The sequence below is a fragment of the Streptomyces violaceusniger Tu 4113 genome (genome assembly GCF_000147815.2).
Taxonomy (GTDB): Bacteria; Actinomycetota; Actinomycetes; order Streptomycetales; family Streptomycetaceae; genus Streptomyces; species Streptomyces violaceusniger_A.
Genome location: NC_015957.1, coordinates 10,218,441 through 10,238,823, shown reverse-complemented (window position 1 = coordinate 10,238,823; position 20,383 = coordinate 10,218,441). Strand labels below are relative to the sequence as shown.

At 70.1% G+C, this 20,383-nt stretch carries 20 protein-coding genes; 13 read left to right on the top strand and 7 right to left on the bottom strand.

The annotated features are described in order from the left end of the window. Window positions 1–34 precede the first annotated feature (34 nt). From STRVI_RS41760 to STRVI_RS41750, 3 genes are read left to right on the top strand one after another with little or no spacing between them, the layout of a single operon-like run. On the top strand, window positions 35–274 hold the full coding sequence (locus tag STRVI_RS41760) for a hypothetical protein (RefSeq protein WP_150112962.1): 240 nt from the start codon (window positions 35–37) through the stop codon (window positions 272–274). After that, entirely contained in the window at window positions 267–1,064 is a 798-nt protein-coding gene (locus STRVI_RS41755) for an RNA polymerase sigma factor (protein WP_014061603.1), read from the top strand. The genes STRVI_RS41760 and STRVI_RS41755 overlap by 8 nt, the downstream gene beginning before the upstream one ends. Continuing rightward, window positions 1,061–3,217, top strand: a complete 2,157-nt coding sequence (locus tag STRVI_RS41750) for a M48 family metalloprotease (protein ID WP_014061602.1) — start codon at window positions 1,061–1,063, stop codon at window positions 3,215–3,217. Before STRVI_RS41755 ends, STRVI_RS41750 begins: the two co-directional genes overlap by 4 nt. A gap of 18 nt (window positions 3,218–3,235) precedes the next feature. Here the strand turns inward: STRVI_RS41750 and STRVI_RS41745 are convergent, their stop codons facing one another. Further along, on the bottom strand, window positions 3,236–4,645 hold the full coding sequence (locus STRVI_RS41745; protein ID WP_014061601.1) for an MDR family MFS transporter: 1,410 nt from the start codon (window positions 4,643–4,645) through the stop codon (window positions 3,236–3,238). A 174-nt stretch (window positions 4,646–4,819) separates the two neighbouring features. On the opposite strand from STRVI_RS41745, the gene STRVI_RS41740 reads away from it, so the two are divergent. After that, window positions 4,820–5,581 (top strand): phosphoglyceromutase, encoded by a 762-nt coding sequence (locus STRVI_RS41740; protein ID WP_014061600.1) that lies wholly within the window; start codon window positions 4,820–4,822, stop codon window positions 5,579–5,581. 145 nt (window positions 5,582–5,726) lie between these two features. Here STRVI_RS41740 and STRVI_RS41735 read toward each other — a convergent pair whose 3' ends face one another. Next, the gene (locus STRVI_RS41735) at window positions 5,727–6,089 is read right to left on the bottom strand and encodes an ArsR/SmtB family transcription factor (RefSeq protein ID WP_014061599.1); all 363 of its coding nucleotides are present in this window, start codon (window positions 6,087–6,089) and stop codon (window positions 5,727–5,729) included. Between the two features lie 44 nt (window positions 6,090–6,133). On the opposite strand from STRVI_RS41735, the gene STRVI_RS41730 reads away from it, so the two are divergent. Next, entirely contained in the window at window positions 6,134–6,898 is a 765-nt protein-coding gene (locus STRVI_RS41730) for an SDR family NAD(P)-dependent oxidoreductase (RefSeq protein WP_014061598.1), read from the top strand. A gap of 239 nt (window positions 6,899–7,137) precedes the next feature. Beyond that, window positions 7,138–7,485: a hypothetical protein gene (locus STRVI_RS41725; protein WP_014061597.1), complete on the top strand. Its 348-nt coding sequence runs from the start codon at window positions 7,138–7,140 to the stop codon at window positions 7,483–7,485. A gap of 73 nt (window positions 7,486–7,558) precedes the next feature. On the opposite strand, the gene STRVI_RS41720 is transcribed toward STRVI_RS41725, so the two are convergent. Next, window positions 7,559–8,338, bottom strand: coding sequence for a GntR family transcriptional regulator (locus STRVI_RS41720; RefSeq protein ID WP_014061596.1), 780 nt, complete (start codon window positions 8,336–8,338; stop codon window positions 7,559–7,561). Continuing rightward, window positions 8,335–8,883, bottom strand: coding sequence for a GntR family transcriptional regulator (locus STRVI_RS41715; RefSeq protein WP_014061595.1), 549 nt, complete (start codon window positions 8,881–8,883; stop codon window positions 8,335–8,337). Before STRVI_RS41715 ends, STRVI_RS41720 begins: the two co-directional genes overlap by 4 nt. Window positions 8,884–9,040: 157 nt before the next feature. Here STRVI_RS41715 and STRVI_RS41710 point away from each other — a divergent pair, with 157 nt between their 5' ends. Together STRVI_RS41710 and STRVI_RS41705 are read left to right on the top strand one after the other, a co-directional pair. Further along, window positions 9,041–9,445, top strand: coding sequence for an ATP-binding protein (locus STRVI_RS41710; RefSeq protein ID WP_014061594.1), 405 nt, complete (start codon window positions 9,041–9,043; stop codon window positions 9,443–9,445). Continuing rightward, window positions 9,442–9,732, top strand: a complete 291-nt coding sequence (locus STRVI_RS41705) for a hypothetical protein (RefSeq protein WP_014061593.1) — start codon at window positions 9,442–9,444, stop codon at window positions 9,730–9,732. The genes STRVI_RS41710 and STRVI_RS41705 overlap by 4 nt, the downstream gene beginning before the upstream one ends. A gap of 165 nt (window positions 9,733–9,897) precedes the next feature. Here STRVI_RS41705 and STRVI_RS41700 read toward each other — a convergent pair whose 3' ends face one another. Continuing rightward, window positions 9,898–10,170 carry a hypothetical protein gene (locus tag STRVI_RS41700; protein WP_014061592.1) on the bottom strand — a complete coding sequence of 91 codons (273 nt, stop codon included), beginning with the start codon at window positions 10,168–10,170 and terminating at the stop codon, window positions 9,898–9,900. Window positions 10,171–10,318: 148 nt separating this feature from the next. Between STRVI_RS41700 and STRVI_RS41695 the strand changes: the two genes are divergently transcribed. The 5 genes from STRVI_RS41695 to STRVI_RS55810 all read left to right on the top strand — a co-directional run bounded on the left by STRVI_RS41695 (window position 10,319) and on the right by STRVI_RS55810 (window position 13,789). Beyond that, entirely contained in the window at window positions 10,319–10,924 is a 606-nt protein-coding gene (locus STRVI_RS41695; RefSeq protein WP_014061591.1) for an ArsR/SmtB family transcription factor, read from the top strand. Between the two features lie 223 nt (window positions 10,925–11,147). Further along, the gene (locus tag STRVI_RS41690; protein ID WP_014061590.1) at window positions 11,148–11,933 is read left to right on the top strand and encodes a GntR family transcriptional regulator; all 786 of its coding nucleotides are present in this window, start codon (window positions 11,148–11,150) and stop codon (window positions 11,931–11,933) included. A 46-nt stretch (window positions 11,934–11,979) separates the two neighbouring features. Beyond that, window positions 11,980–12,738: a glycosyltransferase family 2 protein gene (locus STRVI_RS41685; RefSeq protein WP_043241545.1), complete on the top strand. Its 759-nt coding sequence runs from the start codon at window positions 11,980–11,982 to the stop codon at window positions 12,736–12,738. A gap of 110 nt (window positions 12,739–12,848) precedes the next feature. Then, a complete protein-coding gene (locus STRVI_RS41680; RefSeq protein ID WP_014061588.1) occupies window positions 12,849–13,463 on the top strand; it encodes a dihydrofolate reductase family protein in 615 nt (204 codons plus the stop codon). 179 nt (window positions 13,464–13,642) lie between these two features. Beyond that, the gene (locus tag STRVI_RS55810; protein WP_014061587.1) at window positions 13,643–13,789 is read left to right on the top strand and encodes an HGGxSTG domain-containing protein; all 147 of its coding nucleotides are present in this window, start codon (window positions 13,643–13,645) and stop codon (window positions 13,787–13,789) included. Window positions 13,790–14,919: 1,130 nt separating this feature from the next. Here the strand turns inward: STRVI_RS55810 and STRVI_RS41675 are convergent. Next, complete coding sequence (locus STRVI_RS41675; RefSeq protein WP_014061585.1) at window positions 14,920–15,852, bottom strand: FkbM family methyltransferase; 933 nt, start codon at window positions 15,850–15,852, stop codon at window positions 14,920–14,922. A 211-nt stretch (window positions 15,853–16,063) separates the two neighbouring features. Further along, complete coding sequence (locus STRVI_RS41670; protein WP_043237426.1) at window positions 16,064–20,086, bottom strand: nSTAND1 domain-containing NTPase; 4,023 nt, start codon at window positions 20,084–20,086, stop codon at window positions 16,064–16,066. Window positions 20,087–20,383: the final 297 nt, after the last annotated feature.

The window sequence follows — 20,383 nt, the reverse complement described above, 5'->3', positions numbered from 1 at the left end:
CCGGGAACCATGAAGAGGAGACACAACGGTGCTCATGGACAATCCGTGGCTCACGGTGGCAACGGTCGTGACGGTGGGGGTGCTACGGCTGATGGGGGACGTCATCCGCTGGCTGGCGGCGCGCTCGGGCGAACGGCTCCGGGCGCGCACGCTGGCCGAGTTGGTGAGCAGAACGGCGCCGGGCACGGTGCTCACCGACCGCCGCCCCGACGGCACGGCGCTGACCATAAGGCGGCGGGTGGAGGAGCGGGACGGGGGCGATCGGGGTGAGTGACACCGTCGAGGAGACCGCGCGTGGCGGCGAGTTCGAGGAGGAGTTCGACGCCTTCTACGCCCGCACCTACCCCTGGCTGGCCGCCCGCGCGGTGATGCTCAGCGGCAATCGGCAGAACGCCGAGGACGCCGTGCAGGAGGCGTACATCGAGGCGATGCGCCGCTGGCCCGAGGTCAGGGCGTACGCCTCGCCCGAGGCATGGGTGACCACCACCATGCGGCGCAAGCTCTCGAAGGACGGGCGGCGGTGGTGGTTCCGCTGGAAGCCGGTCGAGATGGCCGGGACGACCGTCCCGGCCGCCACGACCGCCACCGTGGAGGAGACCGCCGAGGCACTGGCCGCGCTGCGCGCCCTCGGCACGCTGCCGCCGCGCCAGCGCCAGGTGGTCGTCATGCATTCGCTCGAGGGCATGAGCTATCGGGCGATCTCCGCCGAGCTGGGGATCTCGGTCGGCAGCGTCGGCAGCAACCTCAACAAGGCCCGCGCCCGGCTGAGCCTGATGCTGGACGTCTCCCCGGAGCTCGGCCGCCCGACCGAGCGCCTGCTGACCCGCACGCCGGAGGACCCGCTGACGGCGGCGCTGTACGGGGCCGCGGAGTGGCTGTCGGACGGCTTCCGGGGCGACGCGCGGGATGGCTTCCGGCTCGACGCGCGGAAGGGCTTCCGGCCTGACGCCCGGCGCGGCGCCCGTGACGGCACCCGCAACGGCGTCCACGACGGCACCCGCAACGGCGTCCACGACGGCACCCGCAACGGCGGCGCCCACGACGGCACCCGGGAGCGCCGATGATCGCCGCCGCCCGCGCCCTCCTCGCCCTCGCCCTGCTCGCCGTCTTCTACGCGCTGGTCGCGGCCATGGTGCTGCTCTGGGGCGCCTTCCTCGCGGCGGCCTTATGGACCGCCGCAGAGCCGGGGGTCCAGACGCCGCCCATGAGCGTCGTCACCGCCTGCGCGGCGTTCGCCCCGATCGTCTTCGGCATGGTGTGGGCGGTGATCCGCACCGCCCGCCCCGCCGTATCGCGCGAGGACGCGGTGCCGGTGACCCGGCGCGGGGCGCCGGAGTTATGGCGCACGGTCGAGGAGCTGGCCCTCGCCGTCGGCACCCGGCCGCCCGCCCGTATCCGGCTGACCGCCGAGGTCAACGCCTCCGTCACCGAGGACGCACCGCTCCTCGGGCTCGCCCCCGGCCGACGCGTCCTCTACCTCGGAATGCCCCTGCTGGCCTGTCTGTCATCCGCCGAACTGCGCGCCGTCCTCGCCCATGAGCTGGGCCACTTCTCCCGCCGCCACAGCCGCTTCGGCGCGGTCGCCCACCGGGGCGCGGCGGGGCTGGTCGCCGCCCGGCAGGCGATCCAGGACGCGTCGGCAGCCAATGACCTGGTGCGGTTGTACGCGGGCTGGCCCCTGCTGCTGCTCGGCCTCTACACCCACGTCTTCCGCTGGCTCACCCGCCCGGTCCGGCGACGGCAGGAACTGGAGGCCGATCGCGAGGCCGCCCGGGTGGCCGGTCCGGGCGCCATGGCCGACGCGCTGCGCTCGACGGCGGCGCTGGAGGCGGCGTGGCAGGAGTTCCTCGCGGACTTCCTCGCCCCGATGCGCCGGGCGACGGGCCGGATTCCTGACGATCCGTTCCGCGCCTTCGCCCATATGGTCGAGGCCCCCGAAGTACGGGAGCCGCTGGCCGCGTTACGCGCCCGCGCCGTAGAGCGGCCCGCCGACCCCGACGACGCGCATCCGGCGCTGGCCACCCGCTTGGAACGGCTGGCGCGCCTGCCCGCCCCGGAGCCCGGCGCCGAACCTCTTTTCCCGGGCTCCCTGTCCCCGGATCCCCTCGCCCCGGACCCCCTCTCGCTACGGTCGCGGTACGCGGTCGCGATGGGCCGCGTGATGCTGTCCGGCCCGGACGCGGGTAAGCGGGTGCCGTGGCGGGACTGGCTCACCGAACTGGCCGAGCACCGCGCGACGCGGATCCTGACCCCGCTGGCCGAGGCGGTGCGCGGGGTCGAGGCGGCCGAGGGGATGGGACGCCAGAAGGCGGGGCCGAACGCGGAGCCCGTCGCGGAGCCGGACGCGAGGTGGGTCGGGGAGCCGGAAGCGGGGCCGAACGCGGAGCCCGTCGCGGAGCCGGACGCGAGGTGGGCCGGGGAGCCGGAAGCGGGACCGGTCGTGGAACCAGCCGCCCAGCCGGACGCGCTGACGATCCAGCGAGTGCTGCGGCTGCTGGAGAGCGGCCGCCGTATGCCCCTCGCCCGCGCCCTCAACTCCCGTCTGTACTCCCGTCTGTCGAACGGTGAGCGGACACCCCACCCCGAGCAGACCGAAGGCGACGATCCGCTCAGCTCCCTGGCCGACGCCCTGGCCGTGCTGATCGGAGCGCAACTGGTCGCGCAGGGGACCGCGTACTGGGCCATGAACTGGACCGGCCCCAGCATCCTCGTACCGCCCGACGGCATCGCCCCCGAAACCATTCGCACCTGGGCCGACACCGCCGTGCGGCTGCCCGGCCAGACCCAGCGGTTGGGGCTGCACCTGGCCGCCCTGGGCGTGGACGAACGCGCGCCCCTGCCCGGCCCGGCCGGGGGCACGGCGGCTGGGCCGGTGCCGGGGGAGAAGGCGCGGCGGATCAGCATCGCGCCCGAGGTCACCGGCCCCGCGCGCCGGCGCATCATCGGCGTGGGGGCGCTGGCGCTCACCGTGCTGGTGGGGATGACGGGGCTGACGTTCGCGCTGTGGGCGAACAAGGACGAGCCGAGCTACCCCCGGATCCCGGTGACCCGGTGGAACGACCGCTACCAGCCGGGCGGCGGCACCGGCACGGATCCCGCTCCCTATCCGACCTACCAGCGGCCCACTTTCCCGGACCGGCCGACGGTCCCGACCTACCAGATCCCACTGCCCCCGCCCATCCACATCGACCCCGTAATCCCCAGGCCTGCGCCGTAATCGCTGCGGGCCGCGCCCCTAGCCACCGCCACCCTCGCCCACCCCGGCCCGGACGCCGCCCCCAGCACCCACCACACCCTCAGCAGCCACCTCAGCAGCCACCTCAGCACCCACCCCAGCAGCCACGTCGCCCTCAGACGTCCCGCCCTCAGAGGTCCCGCCGTCAGACGTCCCGCCCTCAGACGTCCCGCCCTCAGACGTCCCGCCCACAGGCCGGTTCCGCATCGCACGCCCCAGTGCCGCGTACCCCCCGGCCGCCACGATCCCCACCACGGCGCTGCTCGCCCACAGGGTGTCCGCCCCGAAGCGGTCCATGACCGCGCCACCCACCAGCGGTGCGGTGAGCGAGGCGAGGGACCACGACAGGCTGTACATCCCCTGGTAGCGGCCGCGCGCATGGGTCGGGGAGAGCCGGGCCACGAGCCCCATCTGAGTGGGGGAGTTGATGATCTCGCCGAGCGTCCAGACGGTCACGGCCACCGTGTACATCCCGACCGACCCGGCGAAGGCGGTCAGCCCGAAGCCCCCTCCGGTCAGCAGCGCGGAGGCCATCAGCAGCGGCGCCGGGTCGCGATGTTCGAGGAATCGCGTCACCGGGATCTGTACGGCCACGATCAGCGCGCCGTTGGTCGCGATCGCGATGCCGTAGTCCGTGCTGGACAGCCCCTCCGCCCCCATCGCCACGGGCAGCGCCACGAACGCCTGCTGGATGAGGGTCGCGACCAGATACGACAGCCCGACCACGGCCATGAACCGCCGGTCCCGCAGCACCGAGCCCAGCCCGACCTCCGGCTCGTCCACACCCCCACTCCCGGTGGGGACGACGCCCCGCTCCGGACGGGACTCCGGCACCTTGGCGAAGACGATGACCGCGCACAGCAGCGTCATCCCGGCGTCGCCCAGGAAGAGCGTGAGATAGCCGTGGCTCGCGATCAGCCCGGCCGCCGCCGCGGAGACGGCGAAGCCGAGGTTGATGGCCCAGTAGTTGAGCGCGAAGGCCCGCACCCGGTCCTCGGGGCGGACGATGTCGGCGATCATCGCCTGCACGGCGGGCCGTGACGCGTTGCTGGTCATCCCCACCAGACAGGTCACGACGGCAATGGAGACCGGATCCTGGACGAAGCCGAGCACGGCGACCGTGACCGCCGTCGACACCTGCGAGACCAGCAGCGTGGGCCGCCGCCCCAGCCGGTCGGTCAGCACCCCGGAGACCACCGCCGACACCGCCCCGCCCAGCCCGTAGAGCGCCCCGACCAGCCCGGCGAACATCGGCGAATAGCCCCGGTCCGCGGTCAGGTACATGGCGAGAAAGGTGGCCACGAACCCGCCCAGCCGATTGACCAGCGTGGAGGTCCACAGCCACCAGAACTCCCGGGGCAACCCCGAGACGCTCTCCTTCGCGGCCTGTTTCAGTCGAGCGACGGACACCGGACGACCCCCCCTGTGCGCGACACAAGCCGCATCTGTAAGTGACATCTGTAAGCGACATCTGTAAGCGGCACAACCAGCATCCGCAACTTACCGATGCCGCCCCCGCACCGCCAGCGAATTGACGGGGTCCGTCAACCGACCCCCTCGGACCGGTCCAGTAGGCTCGGCAGCATGGCCGACGCACCGTACAAGCTGATCCTCCTCCGCCATGGTGAGAGCGAGTGGAACGCGAAGAACCTGTTCACCGGCTGGGTGGACGTCAATCTGAACGAGAAGGGCGAGAAGGAGGCTGTCCGCGGCGGTGAGCTGCTGCAGGACGCCGGCCTGCTCCCCGACGTGGTCCACACGTCCCTCCAGAAGCGCGCCATCCGCACCGCGCAGCTCGCCCTCGAGGCCGCCGACCGCCTCTGGATCCCGGTCCGCCGCTCCTGGCGCCTCAACGAGCGCCACTACGGCGCGCTGCAGGGCAAGGACAAGGCCCAGACCCTCGCCGAGTTCGGCGAGGAGCAGTTCATGCTGTGGCGCCGCTCGTACGACACCCCGCCGCCCCCGCTCGAGGACGGCGCCGAGTGGTCCCAGAGCGACGACCCGCGCTACGCGACCATCCCGCCCGAGCTGCGCCCCCGCACCGAGTGCCTCAAGGACGTCGTCGAGCGCATGCTGCCGTACTGGTACGACAACATCGTCCCGGACCTCCTCACCGGCCGCACCGTCCTGGTCGCCGCCCACGGCAACTCCCTCCGCGCCCTGGTCAAGCACCTCGACGGCATCTCCGACGCCGACATCGCGGGCCTGAACATCCCCACCGGCATCCCGCTCTCCTACGACCTGGACACCGACTTCCGCCCCGTCAACCCGGGCGGCACCTACCTCGACCCGGAGGCCGCGAAGGCCGCCATCGAGGCGGTAAAGAATCAGGGCAAGAAGAAGTAGCCTTTGTGATCACGCCCCCGACCTGCGCTTATGGCGCGGATCGGGGGCGTTTTCACGGTCTGGGCCCACTCTGGGGCCCCGGACGCGGCCGGCTGTGGGCCGCTCTCCGTTGATGTCCAGAGATCTTCGTGGGCTCCGGTGTCGGTCAGGCGGCCGGCGGGTCGTCGGCGAGGCCGACGTGGGAGCCGACGTCGTCGCGGTGGGCGGCGTCGAGAACGGCGTTCAGCAGCCCTGGGAAGCGGGTGTTGAGGTCGTCGCTGCGTAGTGTGACGAAGCAGCGGGTGCCTTCCTGCCGGGTGCGGGTGACGCCTGCGTCCCGGAGCACGCGCAGGTGATGGCTGAGGGTGGACTTGGCCACTGGCGCACGCAGTTCGCCCCATCCGTGTTCGCGGTCGTCGGCGAGTACCCGTATCAGGCCGACCCGGATGGGGTCGTTGAGCGCCCCTATCACGTCGATGAGGGTGATCTCGTCCGGAGTGGGTTGTCGCGCCTGTTTCACGGAGACCATGTTACATTATTCGATGTTCTACGAACGACGAACATCGAGGTGTCATGAGCGTCAAGCCCCCCGCAGATCTCGCCGAACGCGTGGTCATCGTCACCGGCGCCGGATCCGGTATCGGCCGGGCCACGGCGCGCGCCTTCGCCCAAGCCGGTGCCCGGGTCCTGGGAGTCGGCCGCCGAATCGACGCTCTTGAGGAGACCGCCGCCGGGCATCCCGCGATCGTCGCCCATTCGGCCGACCTGAGCGGCCCAGGAGCACCGGAGGAAGTGGTCAACGCCGCGGTTGATCGCTGGGGGCAGGTGGACGTGCTGGTCAACAACGCCGGAGCCACCAAGATCATGCCGCTGGCCGACACCACCGACAGGGCCATTACCGACCTGTTCGGCCTCAACGTCGTCGCCCCCAGCCTGCTGGCCCGTGAGGCGCTGCCGCACCTGCGCCGGAGCCGGGGCTCGATAGTCAACATCTCGAGCACCTACGGCCACCGGCCGTTGCCGGGCGGCGCCCACTACGCGGCGTCCAAGGCCGCCCTCGAACAGCTCACCCGCAGTTGGGCAGTGGAACTCGCCGCCGACGGCATCCGCGTCAATGCCCTCGCCCCCGGCCCGACGGAAAGCCAGGCCCTTGCCGCTGCCGGACTCCCCGAGGCGACCATCGAACAGATCAAGCACGAAGAAGCCTCGCGCATCCCCCTCGGCCGCCGCGGCGACCCCGACGAGGTAGCCGCCTGGATCCTGCGCCTGGCCGATCCAGCCACAACCTGGCTCACCGGGCAGATCCTCACCATCGACGGCGGCCTGGAACTGACCTGACGGCCCCGGGCCAACAGGCTCGGGCCCCCTACCTGCGGTTTCACCGCGAGTAGGGGGCTTGTCGCTGCCCTGGCGCCATCTCAGGACCCTCACCAGCGGAAACGCCAAGGCCACCGACCAGCCGAGAATCCTTAGCCGGTCAATGGCGAACCACCTACCACGCAGCTGGGCACCCAGAGCTGGTGCCTGCTTTGCTCTCCACCGAACCAGGCGACTCGTCTCTGCGGAATAATCGAGGCATGGCATCAACGCCCAGCGTCTCCGAGTTCCGCCGCGCCAAGTTCGCTCGGCGGCTCCCCGCCGAGCTCTCACAGCTTGCCGGCCCGGCTCACGGCACCGTCAGCCTGCCGCTGCACATGGCATGGTCCGGGCTCACCCAGTTCGACCTCGAGCAGCCTCGCCTGAAGATGAGCTTCTATCGGATCGTCCTGGCCGAGGGCATGCGCGACGATCTGGTGCAGTTCCTCAACCAAGACCTGCTGATCAGCATGTGGCCCGTCCTCCGCACCTTGATCAGCCGCGATATCCGCGACACCTGGGAAAGCACCTTCACCGAGCTGGCTCCCAACACGACCGCTGTCGCGTGAACCTCACAGACCTGCACCGGCGGCTCCTCGCGGACGTACTCGCCGTCGGAGGCGACCCCCGAATCTCCCCCGGTCAGGAAGGAGTGAACTCGTATTGCAGCTCGTAGAGGTGACCGGCCTTGGCCATCACCGTGGCTTCGATGGGGCGCTGGTCGTCGCTGTAGACGACGCGCAGCGTCCGCAGGACCGGAAGGTTTCCCGGTAGGTCGAGCACCGCGTACTGCTCCTGGGTCGGTACCCGCGCGGAGACCTTGTCGACGCTGAGGCGGGGCGGGTAGCCCAGTTCCGCGAGGAGGGCCGGGGTGCCACCCTTGATCTTGCGGCGGTCCATCATCGCCGTCCCCCGTGCCAGCTCCAGCGGGTAGTACGACTTCACCAGCTCCACCGGCTCATCGTCCATGAGCAGCACCTGTGCCCGCAGCAGCGCCGTGCCGTCCTCCGGGAGGCGCAGGGCTTCGGCGACGTCGGCGGGCGGGCGGATCTCGGTGACGTCGAGGAGCCGGCTGCTTCCACGAGCCTGGTGGCCCGCGGCCTCGCTGATCCATCGGTACGGTGCTCCGGGCGCGGCCGGGGCCATGTAGGAGGCGGGCCGCATGGTGCGCTGCCGGTGTTCGCGTACGGTGACGGCCGCTCCGGCGCGGCCGACCGCCAGCCCTTCGTCCTTCAGGAGCTGCAGGGCTTTCTGCACGGTCGCGTTCGAGGCGGTGAATCGCTCCTTGAGCTGGGCGGTCGAGGGAAGCTTGGCGCTCGGAGGAAGGTCGCCGGACATGATCTCGTCGCGCAGGTCGGCGGCGATCCGCTCATGCAGCGAACGCTGGTCGACTGCGTCCTGTTCGGCCTTCGGCACGGTCATCCCATCCTGAGTTCGTAGCGCAGGCGCTGGCGCCTGGCGGGCATGGTGATCAGGTCGGCCTGAATGGCCCGGTCGGCTCCGTCGAGCACGACCCGCTCCAGACATAGCACCGGCTCGTCCGCACCGATCCGCAGCAGCTCCCGCTCCTCCGAGTCCGCGCCAGGCATCCGCGCCGTCACGTCCTCACGCACCCGCTGGCCCACATGCCCCAACTCGGCGAGCAGCGCCACCGCGCCCCCACGGATCTTCGCGGTGCCCGCGAGGCCGGTGCCTGCCGCGATGTGCGCCGGGTAATAGGAGTCGGTCAGCTCGCACGGCTCCTCGTCGAGGTACATGATCCGGCGCCGTACGACGACCGTATCCCCGTCGTCGAGTCCCAGAAGGCGGGCCACGGCAGCCGGAGCGGAAACCTCCCCGGCATGCACGATGCGCTGCGTCCCACGCCTCCCGCGCGCTGCCGCTTCCGCACCCCATGCGTCGCCCTGACCGCCCTCAACGGGCCGCAGATAAGGCATCGAGGAACTGATCCACGCGTCGCTGGCCACTGAGCCCCTCCTCAAGCGTGATCGACACTCGCCGACCTTGCCGCTTTACACAGTAAGCGACCCCTTGGCCACCACCTCTGGAGCCTACCTCGCCACCTTTCGCGAATAGCGATAAGGTGACCTCACTCACGCACCCAGCTCTGAGGCGGTGACCCGCATGCCCCTGACGCGGCAGCAGTCCTTCACGCGACGCAAGCCATCCATTCGCGCAACGCGACAGTTCGTCACCCGCACGCTCTCCCAATGGGGTTACCTCGATCGCTTGGAGGAGATCCAGTTATGCGTATCGGAGATCGCCACCAATGCCCTCCTGCATGGCGTCCCACCGGGCCGGCTGTTCCGGGTACGGATCGAAGCGGCCGAGGAAGAGGTACGCATCGAAGTACGCGACTCCGGCCCCGGCCGACCGACCGCCCAATCCCCGCGCGCGGACAGCGAGAACGGCCGCGGCCTGCTACTCGTCGGCGAACTCGCGGACGCCTGGGGCGACATCGAGCACACGGTCGGCAAGACGGTCTGGTTCACGATCAAGGCAACGCAAGCCCGGGGACGCGCCCAGTGACGGCCCGTCGCGACCACCATCACGGCTGCAACCTCGACCGGCTCCACCGCGACGAGATCACCGTGGCGATGAACTGGGTGATCCGCACCTGCCAGGACATCATCCGCGCCCACAGCCACAAGACCTTCTGGGTCCCCAGCGGAACCGCGACCGGTGCAGCCCCGACCACGGACCACCTGATCGAGTCGGCCCGCGCTGACGTGCTCGGCAAGCTCAGGCGCCACATCGACGGCGCCGAGTCCATCATCAGCTCCGCGGAGCAGGAACGCGCCAAGCACCAGCGGTGAGTTGCACCCTTCCGCAAGCGTTCAAGGCGCCGCACCATCGGCGCGGCGCTACGACAAGCGAGGCGAAGCTGCCCGACCGGACCAGGGGCCCGCCTGGGCATGGGGCCGTCTCGGGGGCAGCATGCCGATTCGCCCCGGTGTCCGATCAGCAGGAACTGCTACACGTCAACGGCGGCGAGCAGCCAGCAAGAAGGTGACATTTATCGAAGCGATCGCGCCCCAGATCCAACAAACCACCGTGACGTCCGTCGGTGCCAAGGCTGTAGCCAGTACGCCCAGCGCGATCGTGCCCAGCACCACCTTGGCGTTGCGTTTCGTTGCGAGGGCAGCGCGTAGCGGCCCCGGTTCGGCGATCCGGTCCGCGAGATAGGCGTCGAACGCTTCCGCGACCTGGTCGTCGATCTCGTCCCGTATCCGAGCATCCAGTGAGTCAGACATGGACAACCCCCTATGTAAGGCAAGCGGCACCACGGCCCGTGCCGCTGGCCCACCTGCCCGCACCGTTTTCCTCACGCTAGCGATTGCAGAGAAGTTCTGCAAACGTTCTCTGCACAACTGCAGAGACCCTCTGCAGTAGGGTTGCCGTATGCCTGAGCGTCCTGAGACAAGGGTTCTCACCGGCCCAGACCTCAAAGCCTTCTACAAGGCGTTGTCCAACCCGGTGCGCCGAGACATCCTGAGCTACCTCGGCGAGCACGGCGAGGCGAACTCGACCAGCGTCGCCAAGGCACTCGGCGAGAGCACCGGCACCACCAGCTACCACCTGCGCAAGCTCGCCGATCTCAACCTGATCGCCGAGATCGAAGAGAAGTCCACCGGCCGTGAACGCTGGTGGAAGTCGCTTATGGCGGACATCTTCACGCCTCCAGGGCTCGTCATGACGGCCGACGAACGGGAAGCGGCGGTGAAGATCGGTGCGCTCAAGATGACGCAAGATCTGAGTCTCGTCGTGAGTGCGTACTCCGGGTACGACAGCGCGGCAGGTTGGAACCAGATCCAGCGCTGTGCCCTGTGGATGACCAAGGATCAGGTGGCAGCGTTCGTCGAGGAGTACCAGACACTGCTGCGCAAGTACGCGACGGAACCGGGGGACCCTTCTCCCGACTCGCGCCGCATGGCCGTCCGTCTTGTTGTGTTGCCCGACGAAGGGCGTCCCCGGCTGGCGCTGCCTACCGAAGCGGACCACGACTAGTGCCGTCTGTGCTGAGAGCCGCTAGCCGTCACCGTGCCCCATCCGGCCCCGACCGGGAGGGCAACGGGGAATGCGGCTTCGGTGAACGACAGCCCCGAGCGCCGTGCCCGGGTCGCGGGCCAATTCGGGGTCGGTGGCTCATCGGGCCATAAGACCTCTTAAGGACTTACGCTGAAATCGTCCGCAGCGGCCGCACAACCGGGGACGGGACGGTGAGCTACGCATGGCCAAGTACGAGCAGCTCGCCGATGCCCTGCGGCAGAGCATCCGCGCAGGTCAGCTACTCCCCGGGGAGCGGCTTCCGGCCGAGGACAAGCTCGCGGCGCGGTATCGGACCAGTGTGCCGACGCTGCAGCGGGCGCTGTCGGAGCTGGTGGCCGAGGGGCTGATCGACAGGCGGCACGGGGTGGGGACCTTCGTGCGCACTCCGCGCCGGCGGGTCATGCGGAGCAACGATCGGCACCAGTGGGAGAAGGACCGGGCGCCCCGGTCCACGGCGGAGCGCCTGCGGACCGGGTCCACCGAGCACGACACCGGGCTGGAGGTGACCGACCTCGCCTTTCACGCCGAGTACCGCGACGCGAAGGCCGACGAGGACCTGGCGTCCGTCTTCGGGGTTGCGATGGGCACGCGGCTGCTGGAGCGGATCTACCGCACCAACTGCCGCGCGGAGGACGCGCCGTTCGCCCTGGTGCACTCGTACCTGGTCCACGACGTGGTGGCCGCCAATCCGGAGCTGCTCGACGCCGCCAACGAGCCCTGGCCCGGCGGCACCCAGAATCAGCTCTACACGATCGGCATCGAGCTGGATCGCATAGAAGAACGGATCACGGCCCGGCCACCGACGGTGGAAGAGGCCGAGGCGCTCGGGCTGAAGAAGGGTGTGTCGGTGATCGTCCTGCGCAAGATCTGTACGGATATCGGCGGCCGGGTCGCGGAGGTCTCCGACGTGACGCTGTGCGGAGACCGTACGGAGCTGGTCTTCACCACGCCCCTGAAGAGGTGGTGACCATGCCGGACACCACATGCCGAACACCATGAACACCATGAGGACCATGAACACCATCACCGTCATCACCGCGGTTCACGCCCCGGGCGCCGAGCATCTGCCGGACGCCTACAAGTCGTTGCGCGAGCAGGAGCTGCCGGACGGCTGGGACTGGCAGTGGGTCATCCAGGAAGACGGCGAGACCGATGCCGTACGTCCCTACGTCCCCGATGACGCCCGCGTCAGCTTCGGCCAGGGCCGGGCCGGCCGGGCCGCGATGGCCCGCACGATGGGGCTCGCCCGCGCCGAGGGCGAGTACGTCAAGGTGCTGGACGCCGACGACATGCTCACCCCCGGCGCCCTCGCCCGCGACCTCCGCGCGCTCACCGACCACCCCGATCTCGGCTGGGCCACCTGCCGCGCCCTGGACCTGCTGCCCGACGGCTCCACCGTCGGCTTCGAGGGCGATCCGCCGCAGGGGCCCATCGCACGCGGCGCCCTCCTCCAGTTCTGGCGGGCGAACGACTACCGCGCCCAGGTCCACCCCGTCACCCTCTTCGTACGCCGGGAGCTGCTCCTCGCCCTCGGCGGCTGGATGGCCCTCCCCGCATCCGAGGACACCGGCCTCCTCCTGGCCCTCAACGCGGTCAGCCGCGGCTGGTTCACCGCCGAGACCGGCCTGCTCTACCGCAAGTGGCCCGGCCAGGTCACCAGCCAGTCCGCCCACACCGACGAGGCCGAGCGAGCGGCCCGCTTCGCGGTGGTCGAGGCGCGGGCCCGGGTCCTGGCCGCCATGGACGGCTGGCGCTACGACGCGCGCCGATAAGCCTGCCAGGTGTCGGCACCGATGAGTTTGTGCGGCGCCCCCGGTCTGAGAGGAGGAAGAGCTCACCGACCCGGGAAGAGCTCGCCGACCGCTTCCCCCGGAGGGGCATCATGAGGAAGACCACCGCCAGCCTGTTCATCTCGCTCGACGGAGTCGTGGAAGCACCCGATCAGTGGCACTTCCCCTACTTCAACGACGAGATGGGCGCCGCCGTCGACGCCTCCTTCGCCACGGCCGACACCCTCCTCCTGGGCCGTAAGACCTACGACAGCTTCGCCGGAGCGTGGCCGGTCCGTGAGGCGGAGGGCGGCGAGGACGCCGGTTTCGCCAAGAAGCTCGGCGACGCCCGCAAGATCGTCGCCTCCCGCCAGGACCTGACGTTCACCTGGCGGAACTCCGAGCGGCTCAAGGGCGAGCTGGCGGACGCCGTCACCGCGCTGAAGCGCGAACCGGGCGGGGACATCGCCCTGAGCGGCTCGGTCTCCGTCGTCCGGCAACTCCTGGCGCACCGCCTGCTGGACGAGTTGCACCTGCTGGTGCACCCGATCGCCGTCCGCAAGGGCATGCGGCTGTTCGACGAGGCCGACACCACGATCCCGCTGAGGCTGATCTCCTCCGCGACCTTCCGCACCGGTGTGCTGCACCTGGTCTACGCCCTGGCCGAGCCGACGGGCGACGCGACCTACGACGACGCCAAGGTCCACCTGCCCCGAGACGACCAGTAGCACCGTCGACCTCATGAGTTGCCCATGGCTGCGTTGGCGGTGGCGGACCTCCGACGGTGAAGGATGGGATCCGGTCTCAAAGGACTCGGAATCGGCCGCATGCGTCTGCGGTCAGTACTACACATGGCCTTAGCCGGTGACGATTGACTTGAGACGGCGCTGACCGGCGAGGGGGCCAAATGGGCAAACAGGTTAAGTGCGGATCGACTAACACCAATACCGGGAAACCATGCCAGAATCCCGCGATGATCGGCTACTCCCGCTGCCAGTTGCACCGAGGTGAATGGAACAAGCCGCAGAAGAAGAAGCCCAAGAAGCGTCGCTGAGTCGTCCCCTGCGACGCGTCAGGTGCCGCCGTGGGTCGACCGCAGCGACAGACGCTGGCGCGATCGCTGGTGTCCTTGTCGGCGGCGACCGGTAGAGTCCCTCCGCTCATCGACCGGGCGGCTCAACTGGGCTCTACCAACAAGGTGAAGTTGTCACAAAGCGGCCAAGCTCGGACCCGTTCGGGTGTGCATTGAGTGACCAAGTAATGTGAGCTATGTCACGTCGACGGTCGACGCGTCCCCAATGAGCTGGTTTCTTTCCGGTTTTTCCGGTGACCTTCTGTAATTGATGCGCGATCGGCTGTCGCATAGTCCGAGGGGCACAGGGCAAGATGGGGTCCGTCGCGGCGCTCGCTTGTGATGGGAGTCACGTTTCGTACGTCGCGGTAACAAGCACTCGGATACGACGAAGGCCCCACCCGTCGCCTGGCCAAGGTCTAGGTGAGGCCTTCGACTCAGCACACCGGCTGCAGCGTGGCCCCGACCGTTAGGTCGGGGCCTTCGCGTCAAGCGGTCCAGTGGTCTCGCACGATCTTGTAGATCGTGTAGACCGGACCCAGCCAGCGGGCCATCCGATACGACTGGTCCCGCCTGCTGCAGCGGCAGTGCCCCTTTGGCTTGTTGTGCTTCTTCGCCATCGGGTTCCGCCCCTTCCTGGGCCCACGACCGTCGTGGACTCCGCGGAGATTCACGAGGGATGTTGGCCCCCGGGGGGCGGATTGATAAGCGGCACCCTACCGGGCGCTACGCCATCTGTGACTTCGTCAACTTTCAACTAGAGGCCCCTGTTGGCGGCACACCGTGCCACCTTCGACGACCTGAGCGGATGTGTGCCGAGGGCGGCTAGGTGCAGAAACGTTACTTACTGGAGTGTCGCTGACGGATCGTAGGGAACGGAGTGCCGGTTCCCTTGACGCATCACTCGTGAATGTGACGTATGCGACTCGACGCGGTGCGAACCGAGAAGACGAGCTTGCTGTCGGGGCTCAACAACTCATAGGTAAGGGCTCGTTGACGAAGCGTAGCGATCGTTGATCGCTGCCTCTGCTGACCCGCGTGTCCCGAGGTGATCCACCGTCTCGGGACACGAAGGGGTACAGCAATCTCTGCTAGCGGTCCTCTGCAGCCGATCAGGGCAAGGTCTCCGCGTCCACCCGGGAGAAGACCAGGTCGCTTTCCTCGGCGACCGGGCCCCGCCAGCGCATCGGCACCTCCGGCGCGCGCCGGATCGCGTCCGGGTAGGTGCCCGCCGCGTAGTCGTTGGTCAGGCGGTAGACGTGGAAGCCGTGGCTCTTCAGGGCTGTCAGCAGCTCGTCCACGGAGTCGCCGAGGTCGGCCATGCGCTGGGGGGTGACCTCGACGGTCAGTTCCGCGTCGGGGCGCAGTTTGTCCAGGAGGGGGAGGAGGCCGCGGACGACGCCGCCTTCCGCGCCCTCCACGTCGATCTTGATCACCCTGGCCCGGGTGATCTCCTCCTCGGTGAGGAGGCGTGGCAGGGGCTGGGCCGCGATATCGAAGGTGGACTCGGCCGGGCCGTCGTAGGGGACGACGCTGTTCGCGCCCATGTTGCGGGAGCTGGCGAGGATGAACGTCAGCAGTTCGTCGCGGTCGGAGACGGCCGCGTTGATCGCGCGGATGTTGGCGCAGCCGTTGCGCCGTGCGTGCCGCAGGAGGATGCGGTGGAACGTCGGCGAGGCTTCGATCGCCACCACCTTGCCGCGTGCTCCGACGAGGCGTGAGGCCAGGACGCTGTAGTAGCCGATGTTGGCCCCGACGTCGACGAAGACGTCCCCGGGCTTGAGGCGGCGCTGGAGCCACCGCGTCATATGCGGCTCCCAGACGCCGAAGAGGTACAGGTAGCGCTGGATGAGGTCCTGCGTGTCGACGGCGAAGGTGGCGCCGAAGCGGGTACGGGCCAGGCGGTGCAGGGGGCGGTCCCGTAGTGCGGCGTTGAGGTGGTTCTCGACCAGGGCCCGCTTTCCGGCGCTCCAGGGGGCGTGGCGGACGTACTCGCGCCCGAGGTCCAGGGCGGCCTGGTCGAGCCTGCGGCTCCTGCGACTCACGGGGCCTCCAGGGGGTGAAGGGGCGTTCTCGTGCGGCGTCTCCCCCTGACCTGCTTCCCCCCTGACATGGAAGCGCCCGACCGCTGGCGACGGGGGATGCACCAGCGGTCGGGCTGTACCCAAGCGTAACGCGGCTCCTCGCGTGTGGGAGCCGACTCCTCCCTCCGATGAGGAGTTGTGACCGCGATCACGCAACGTTCTCGCAACGTCGTTACCGACCGCAGGGAGGCTCGTACGACAGCCGCGGCAGGTACTCGTGCCATTTCTCCGGTGTCAGCACGCCCCGGGTCATCGAGCAGATACGGCGATCCGCCACGTCCACGTCCAGGCTCCACAGCCGGACCGTGTCGGCGCCGCTGGACACCCCGAGCATCCGGTTCCCGCGGCTGAACGACAGGAAATTGCCGGTCTTGGCGTTGGGGCTCAGCGACTGGCCGATGGACTTGGCCTTGGACGGGGCGGTGACGTCCCAGAGGCGGGCCGTGTTGTCGTTGCCGCCGCTCGCCAGGGTGCTGCCGTCCCGGCTGAACGACAGCGACACGATCGCGTCGGTGTGGCCGGTGAGCGGGGAGCGCAGCCGGGTCGCCTTGCTGGGATCGGTGACGTTCCAGAGCCGGACGGTGTTGTCGTCGCTGCCGCTGGCCAGTGTGCGGCCGTCCGGGCTGTAGGCGAGCGCGTTGACGGGGCCGAGGTGTCCCGTGACGCGCGGGCCCGCTTGGACGGTGTGACGCGGGTCGGTCACGTTCCACAGCCGGATGGTGTTGTCCGCGCTGCCGCTGGCCAGCGTATGGCCGTTCGGGCTGAAGACGAGGGTGTTGACGTAGCCCTTGTGGCCGGTGAGCGGCGCGCCGAGCCGACGGACGTGGGACAGGTCGCTGACATTCCACAACTGGATGGTGTCGTCGTTGTACGCGGTCGCCATGACGCGCCCGTCCGGGCTGAAGCCCAGCGCGCCCGCGAACCGGGTCCGCAGGGGGACGGGCGGCTTGTAGGCGACGGGGTGGGCCGGGTCGGTGACGTTCCACAGCCGCACCTCGCGGTCGCCGGTCATCATCGCGAGGGTGTGGCCGTCGGGGGAGAAGGTCAGTTCACGGATCGCGCCCTCCCCGGGGCTGAACGGCTTGCCCAGTGGCACCGGCCGGCTGGGCTTCTCCACGTTCCACAGCCGGACCTTCTCGTCGCGCCCGGCCGTGGCGAGCACCCGCCCGTCCGGGCGGAACGCTCCGCTGCGGCCGACCATGTCCGACGTCGGCAGCGACCACAGGCGGACCGTGTTGTCGCCGGTCCCGGTGGCGAGGGTGCGGCCGTCGGGGCTGAAGCCCAGGGCGTACATCTCGCCGCTGCTGCCCGCGAGCGGCTCGCCGACCTGCGACGGGTACTCCGGGTCGCTGACGTTCCACAGGCTCGCGGTGCTGTCCTGGCTGGCGGCGGCGAGCATGGATCCGTCCGGGCTGAAGGATACGGACCAGATGGGGCCGGTGTGGCCGGTGAGCGGTGAGCCCAGCGGCTCCGCGCGACGCGGATCGCCGACGTTCCACAGCCGGACGGTGTTGTCCGCGCTGCCGCTGGCCAGAGTCCGGCCGTCGGGGCTGAAGGCCACGGAGTGCACCAGGTCCTTATGGCCGGTCAGCACCGTCTCGATCCGCCTCGGATGGCGCGGATCGGCCATGTTCCACAGCCTGATCGTGCCGTTGTCGCCACCGGCCGCCAGGGTCCGGCCGTCGGGGCTGAACGCCACGGAGCGTACGGCGGCGGTGTGTCCGGTCAGCGCGCCGAGCGGCCTCGGCCGGCCCGGGCGGCTCATGTCCCAGAGGCGAACGACGCGATCCTCCGTGGCCGTGGCCAGCGTGCGCCCGTCCGGGCTGAAGGCGAGCAGATAGATCGTGCCGTCGTGGTGGGACAGGGGCGCGCCGATCGGGCGCGGATGGCCGGGGTTCCGCACGTCCCACAGCCGGACCGTGCCGTCGTCGCCGGCGCTGGCGAGGGTGCGGCCGTCCGGGCTGAAGACCGCGCTGCTCACCCAGCTCGTATGGCCGGTGAGGGGTTTGCCGAGCGGTTTGGGGCGGGTCCGGTCGCTCACGTCCCACAGCCGTACGGTCCGGTCGTAGCTGGCGGTGGCCAGCAGCCGCCCGTTCGGGCTGAACGTGGTGAGGTAGACGGCGCCGGTGTGGCCATGGAGCGGGGTGGCCAGCGGCGCGTTCACGACCGAGAGCAACCGGTTCTTCGTCGCCTCGTCGTCCGGCCGCAACCGGTGTGCCGCCAGGGCGAGTTGGGCGGACAGCGACGGATCCGTGTACTGGAAGCGATCGGCTTCGGTGACCACCTGCTCGAACACCGCGTCGTCCCGCTGCTGCCAGGCGACCACTGCCGTACCGGCGGCCAGCACCGCGAGGACGACCAGAGCCGACACCGCACCACGGCTGAGCCACACCGTGCGCCTGCGCAGCCGGACGGACGCGGCCAGGAACTCCGCCGCGCCGCGGGTCAGATAGGTGCCACCGGCGGTCTTTGCCCAGGTGTGGGCCTGCTCCAGGCGGGAGCCGCGGTAGAGCAGGGACGCGTCGCGGTTCGAGCCCTCCCAGGCCCGGCCGTCCTCCTCCAGCCGCTGGCGTACCAGATGGTCGTTCCGGTCCTCGTCGATCCAGTCGCGCAGCCGTGGCCAGGCGTGGAGCAGCGCCTCGTGGGTGATCTCCACGGTTTCCGCGTCGAGTGTCACCAGGCGGGCGCGGACGAGCGCTTCGAGCGATTCCTCCGTCTTGCCCGGGTCTGTCGACTCCTTCGCGAGCTGGTGCCGCGTCCCCCGCCTGCGGGTGGCCTGGGTGTCCTCGCCCAGCCGGACCAGCCGCAGAAGAAGCAGTCGCGCGGCCGTGCGTGCCTCGGTGTCGAGGTCGGACCAGGCGCGTTCGGCGGTGGCCGCCACCGCGCCCTGGATGCCGCCCGCCGCGCGGTAGCCGGCCAGCGTGAGCCGTCCCGCCTTGCGCCGCTGCCAGGTGGCGAGCAGGGCGTGGGAGAGGAGCGGCAGTACGCCCGCGTCATGCGTGCCGCGGGGGCTGTCGGCGCTCACTTCACGGACGATCAGCTCCGCGAGCCCCGGTTCGAGTTCCAGCCCCACGGCCTTGGCCGGGCCGGTGACCGCTTCGCGCAACTCCGCGGTGGTCAGCGGCCCGAGCACCATATGCCGGTGCTGCAGCGCGTCGGCCAGTTCGGGATAGGCCAGGCACAGCTCGTAGAAGTCGGCGCGGATGCCGAGGACGACGAGCACCGGGGGCGGTTCGCCCGGGCCGTCGGGCGTGCAGACGGCGTGCAGGAGCTGGATGAACGCGCGCCGGTCCGCCTCGTCGGAGCCGAGGGTGAAGGCCTCCTCGAACTGATCCACGATCACCACCGGGCGGGCGGCGGCGGACGTCTCGCGCTCCGCCCATGCCATGACGGCCTCGCGCACCGCGCGCGCGAACCCGGGAGTGCCGGGCTCCCGCGCCTGAGTGCCGGGCTCCCGCGCCTCAGCGCCGCGCTCCCGCGCCTCCGGCTCCGCCGACGCGGGGACGATGTCCGCGAGTTCGGGGATCCGGCCGGCCAGCTCGGCGAGCGGATCGGCGCCCGGCACGAGCTGCAGCACCCGCCGCTCGCGCAGCGCGGGCACCAGCCCGGCGTTCAACAGGGAGGACTTCCCCGCCCCGGAGGCGCCCACGAGCACGACCAGGCCGCCCGTCTCCTCCGCCGCGCAGAGCTGAGTGACGAGGGCGTCCGTGCTCCGCTCCCGGCCGAAAAACCACCGGGCGTCCTGCTGACGGTACGAGGCCAGCCCCCGGTACGGGCATACGCCGCCGGAGACGGCCGGGGTTTCGGCCGGGGGCCGTTCCTCTTCTTCCGCGGACGGGTCGGGGCGCTCGCCGACCGGGTCGGCCACCGCCCGCTCCCACAGCCGCTGCCAGTGGGCCATGTCGTACAGGCCCTTGGACACCGGCACGGGCCGCGCGCGGCGGGCGTCGGGTATCAGGACGAGCAGGACGGCCGCGAGGGCGATGAACTGGGCGGGTACGTTCTTGGCCCGTCGCCAGTCGCTGATCCGCTGGGCGGAGACCCGTACGGGACGCCCTCGCTCGTCGGCCCGCCGGAGTCGGACGACCGCCTCTGACACGCTCTTGAGGGGAGGGTTGCCGGCCTCCCGGTACAGCAGCGCGAGGCGTTCCGCGAAGGCTGTGCGTGCCCCCGAGTCGGAACTCAAGGTCTCCACTCCTTACTTCCCCCGCGCTCTGAACATCCGGACCGGAAAACTCACTTTATACGGCTGACCAGCGGTGAAGCCGATATCGCGATGCCGGAACCTCCTCGGCGGGAGGCACAACTGGCAGGATCATGACGCAGTAGCGCACCCCACCACGAGCCGCCCGGACAGGCCATCAGCTCAGCGCACGGAGAGACAACCCATGACACCGCATGTTCTCGGTCAGCTTTCGGCGACGTCACGTGTTGCGCCGGAGCCACGAGACGGCGGCCGCGGGGCTCGTCGTATGAGTTCGAGAGATCCGTG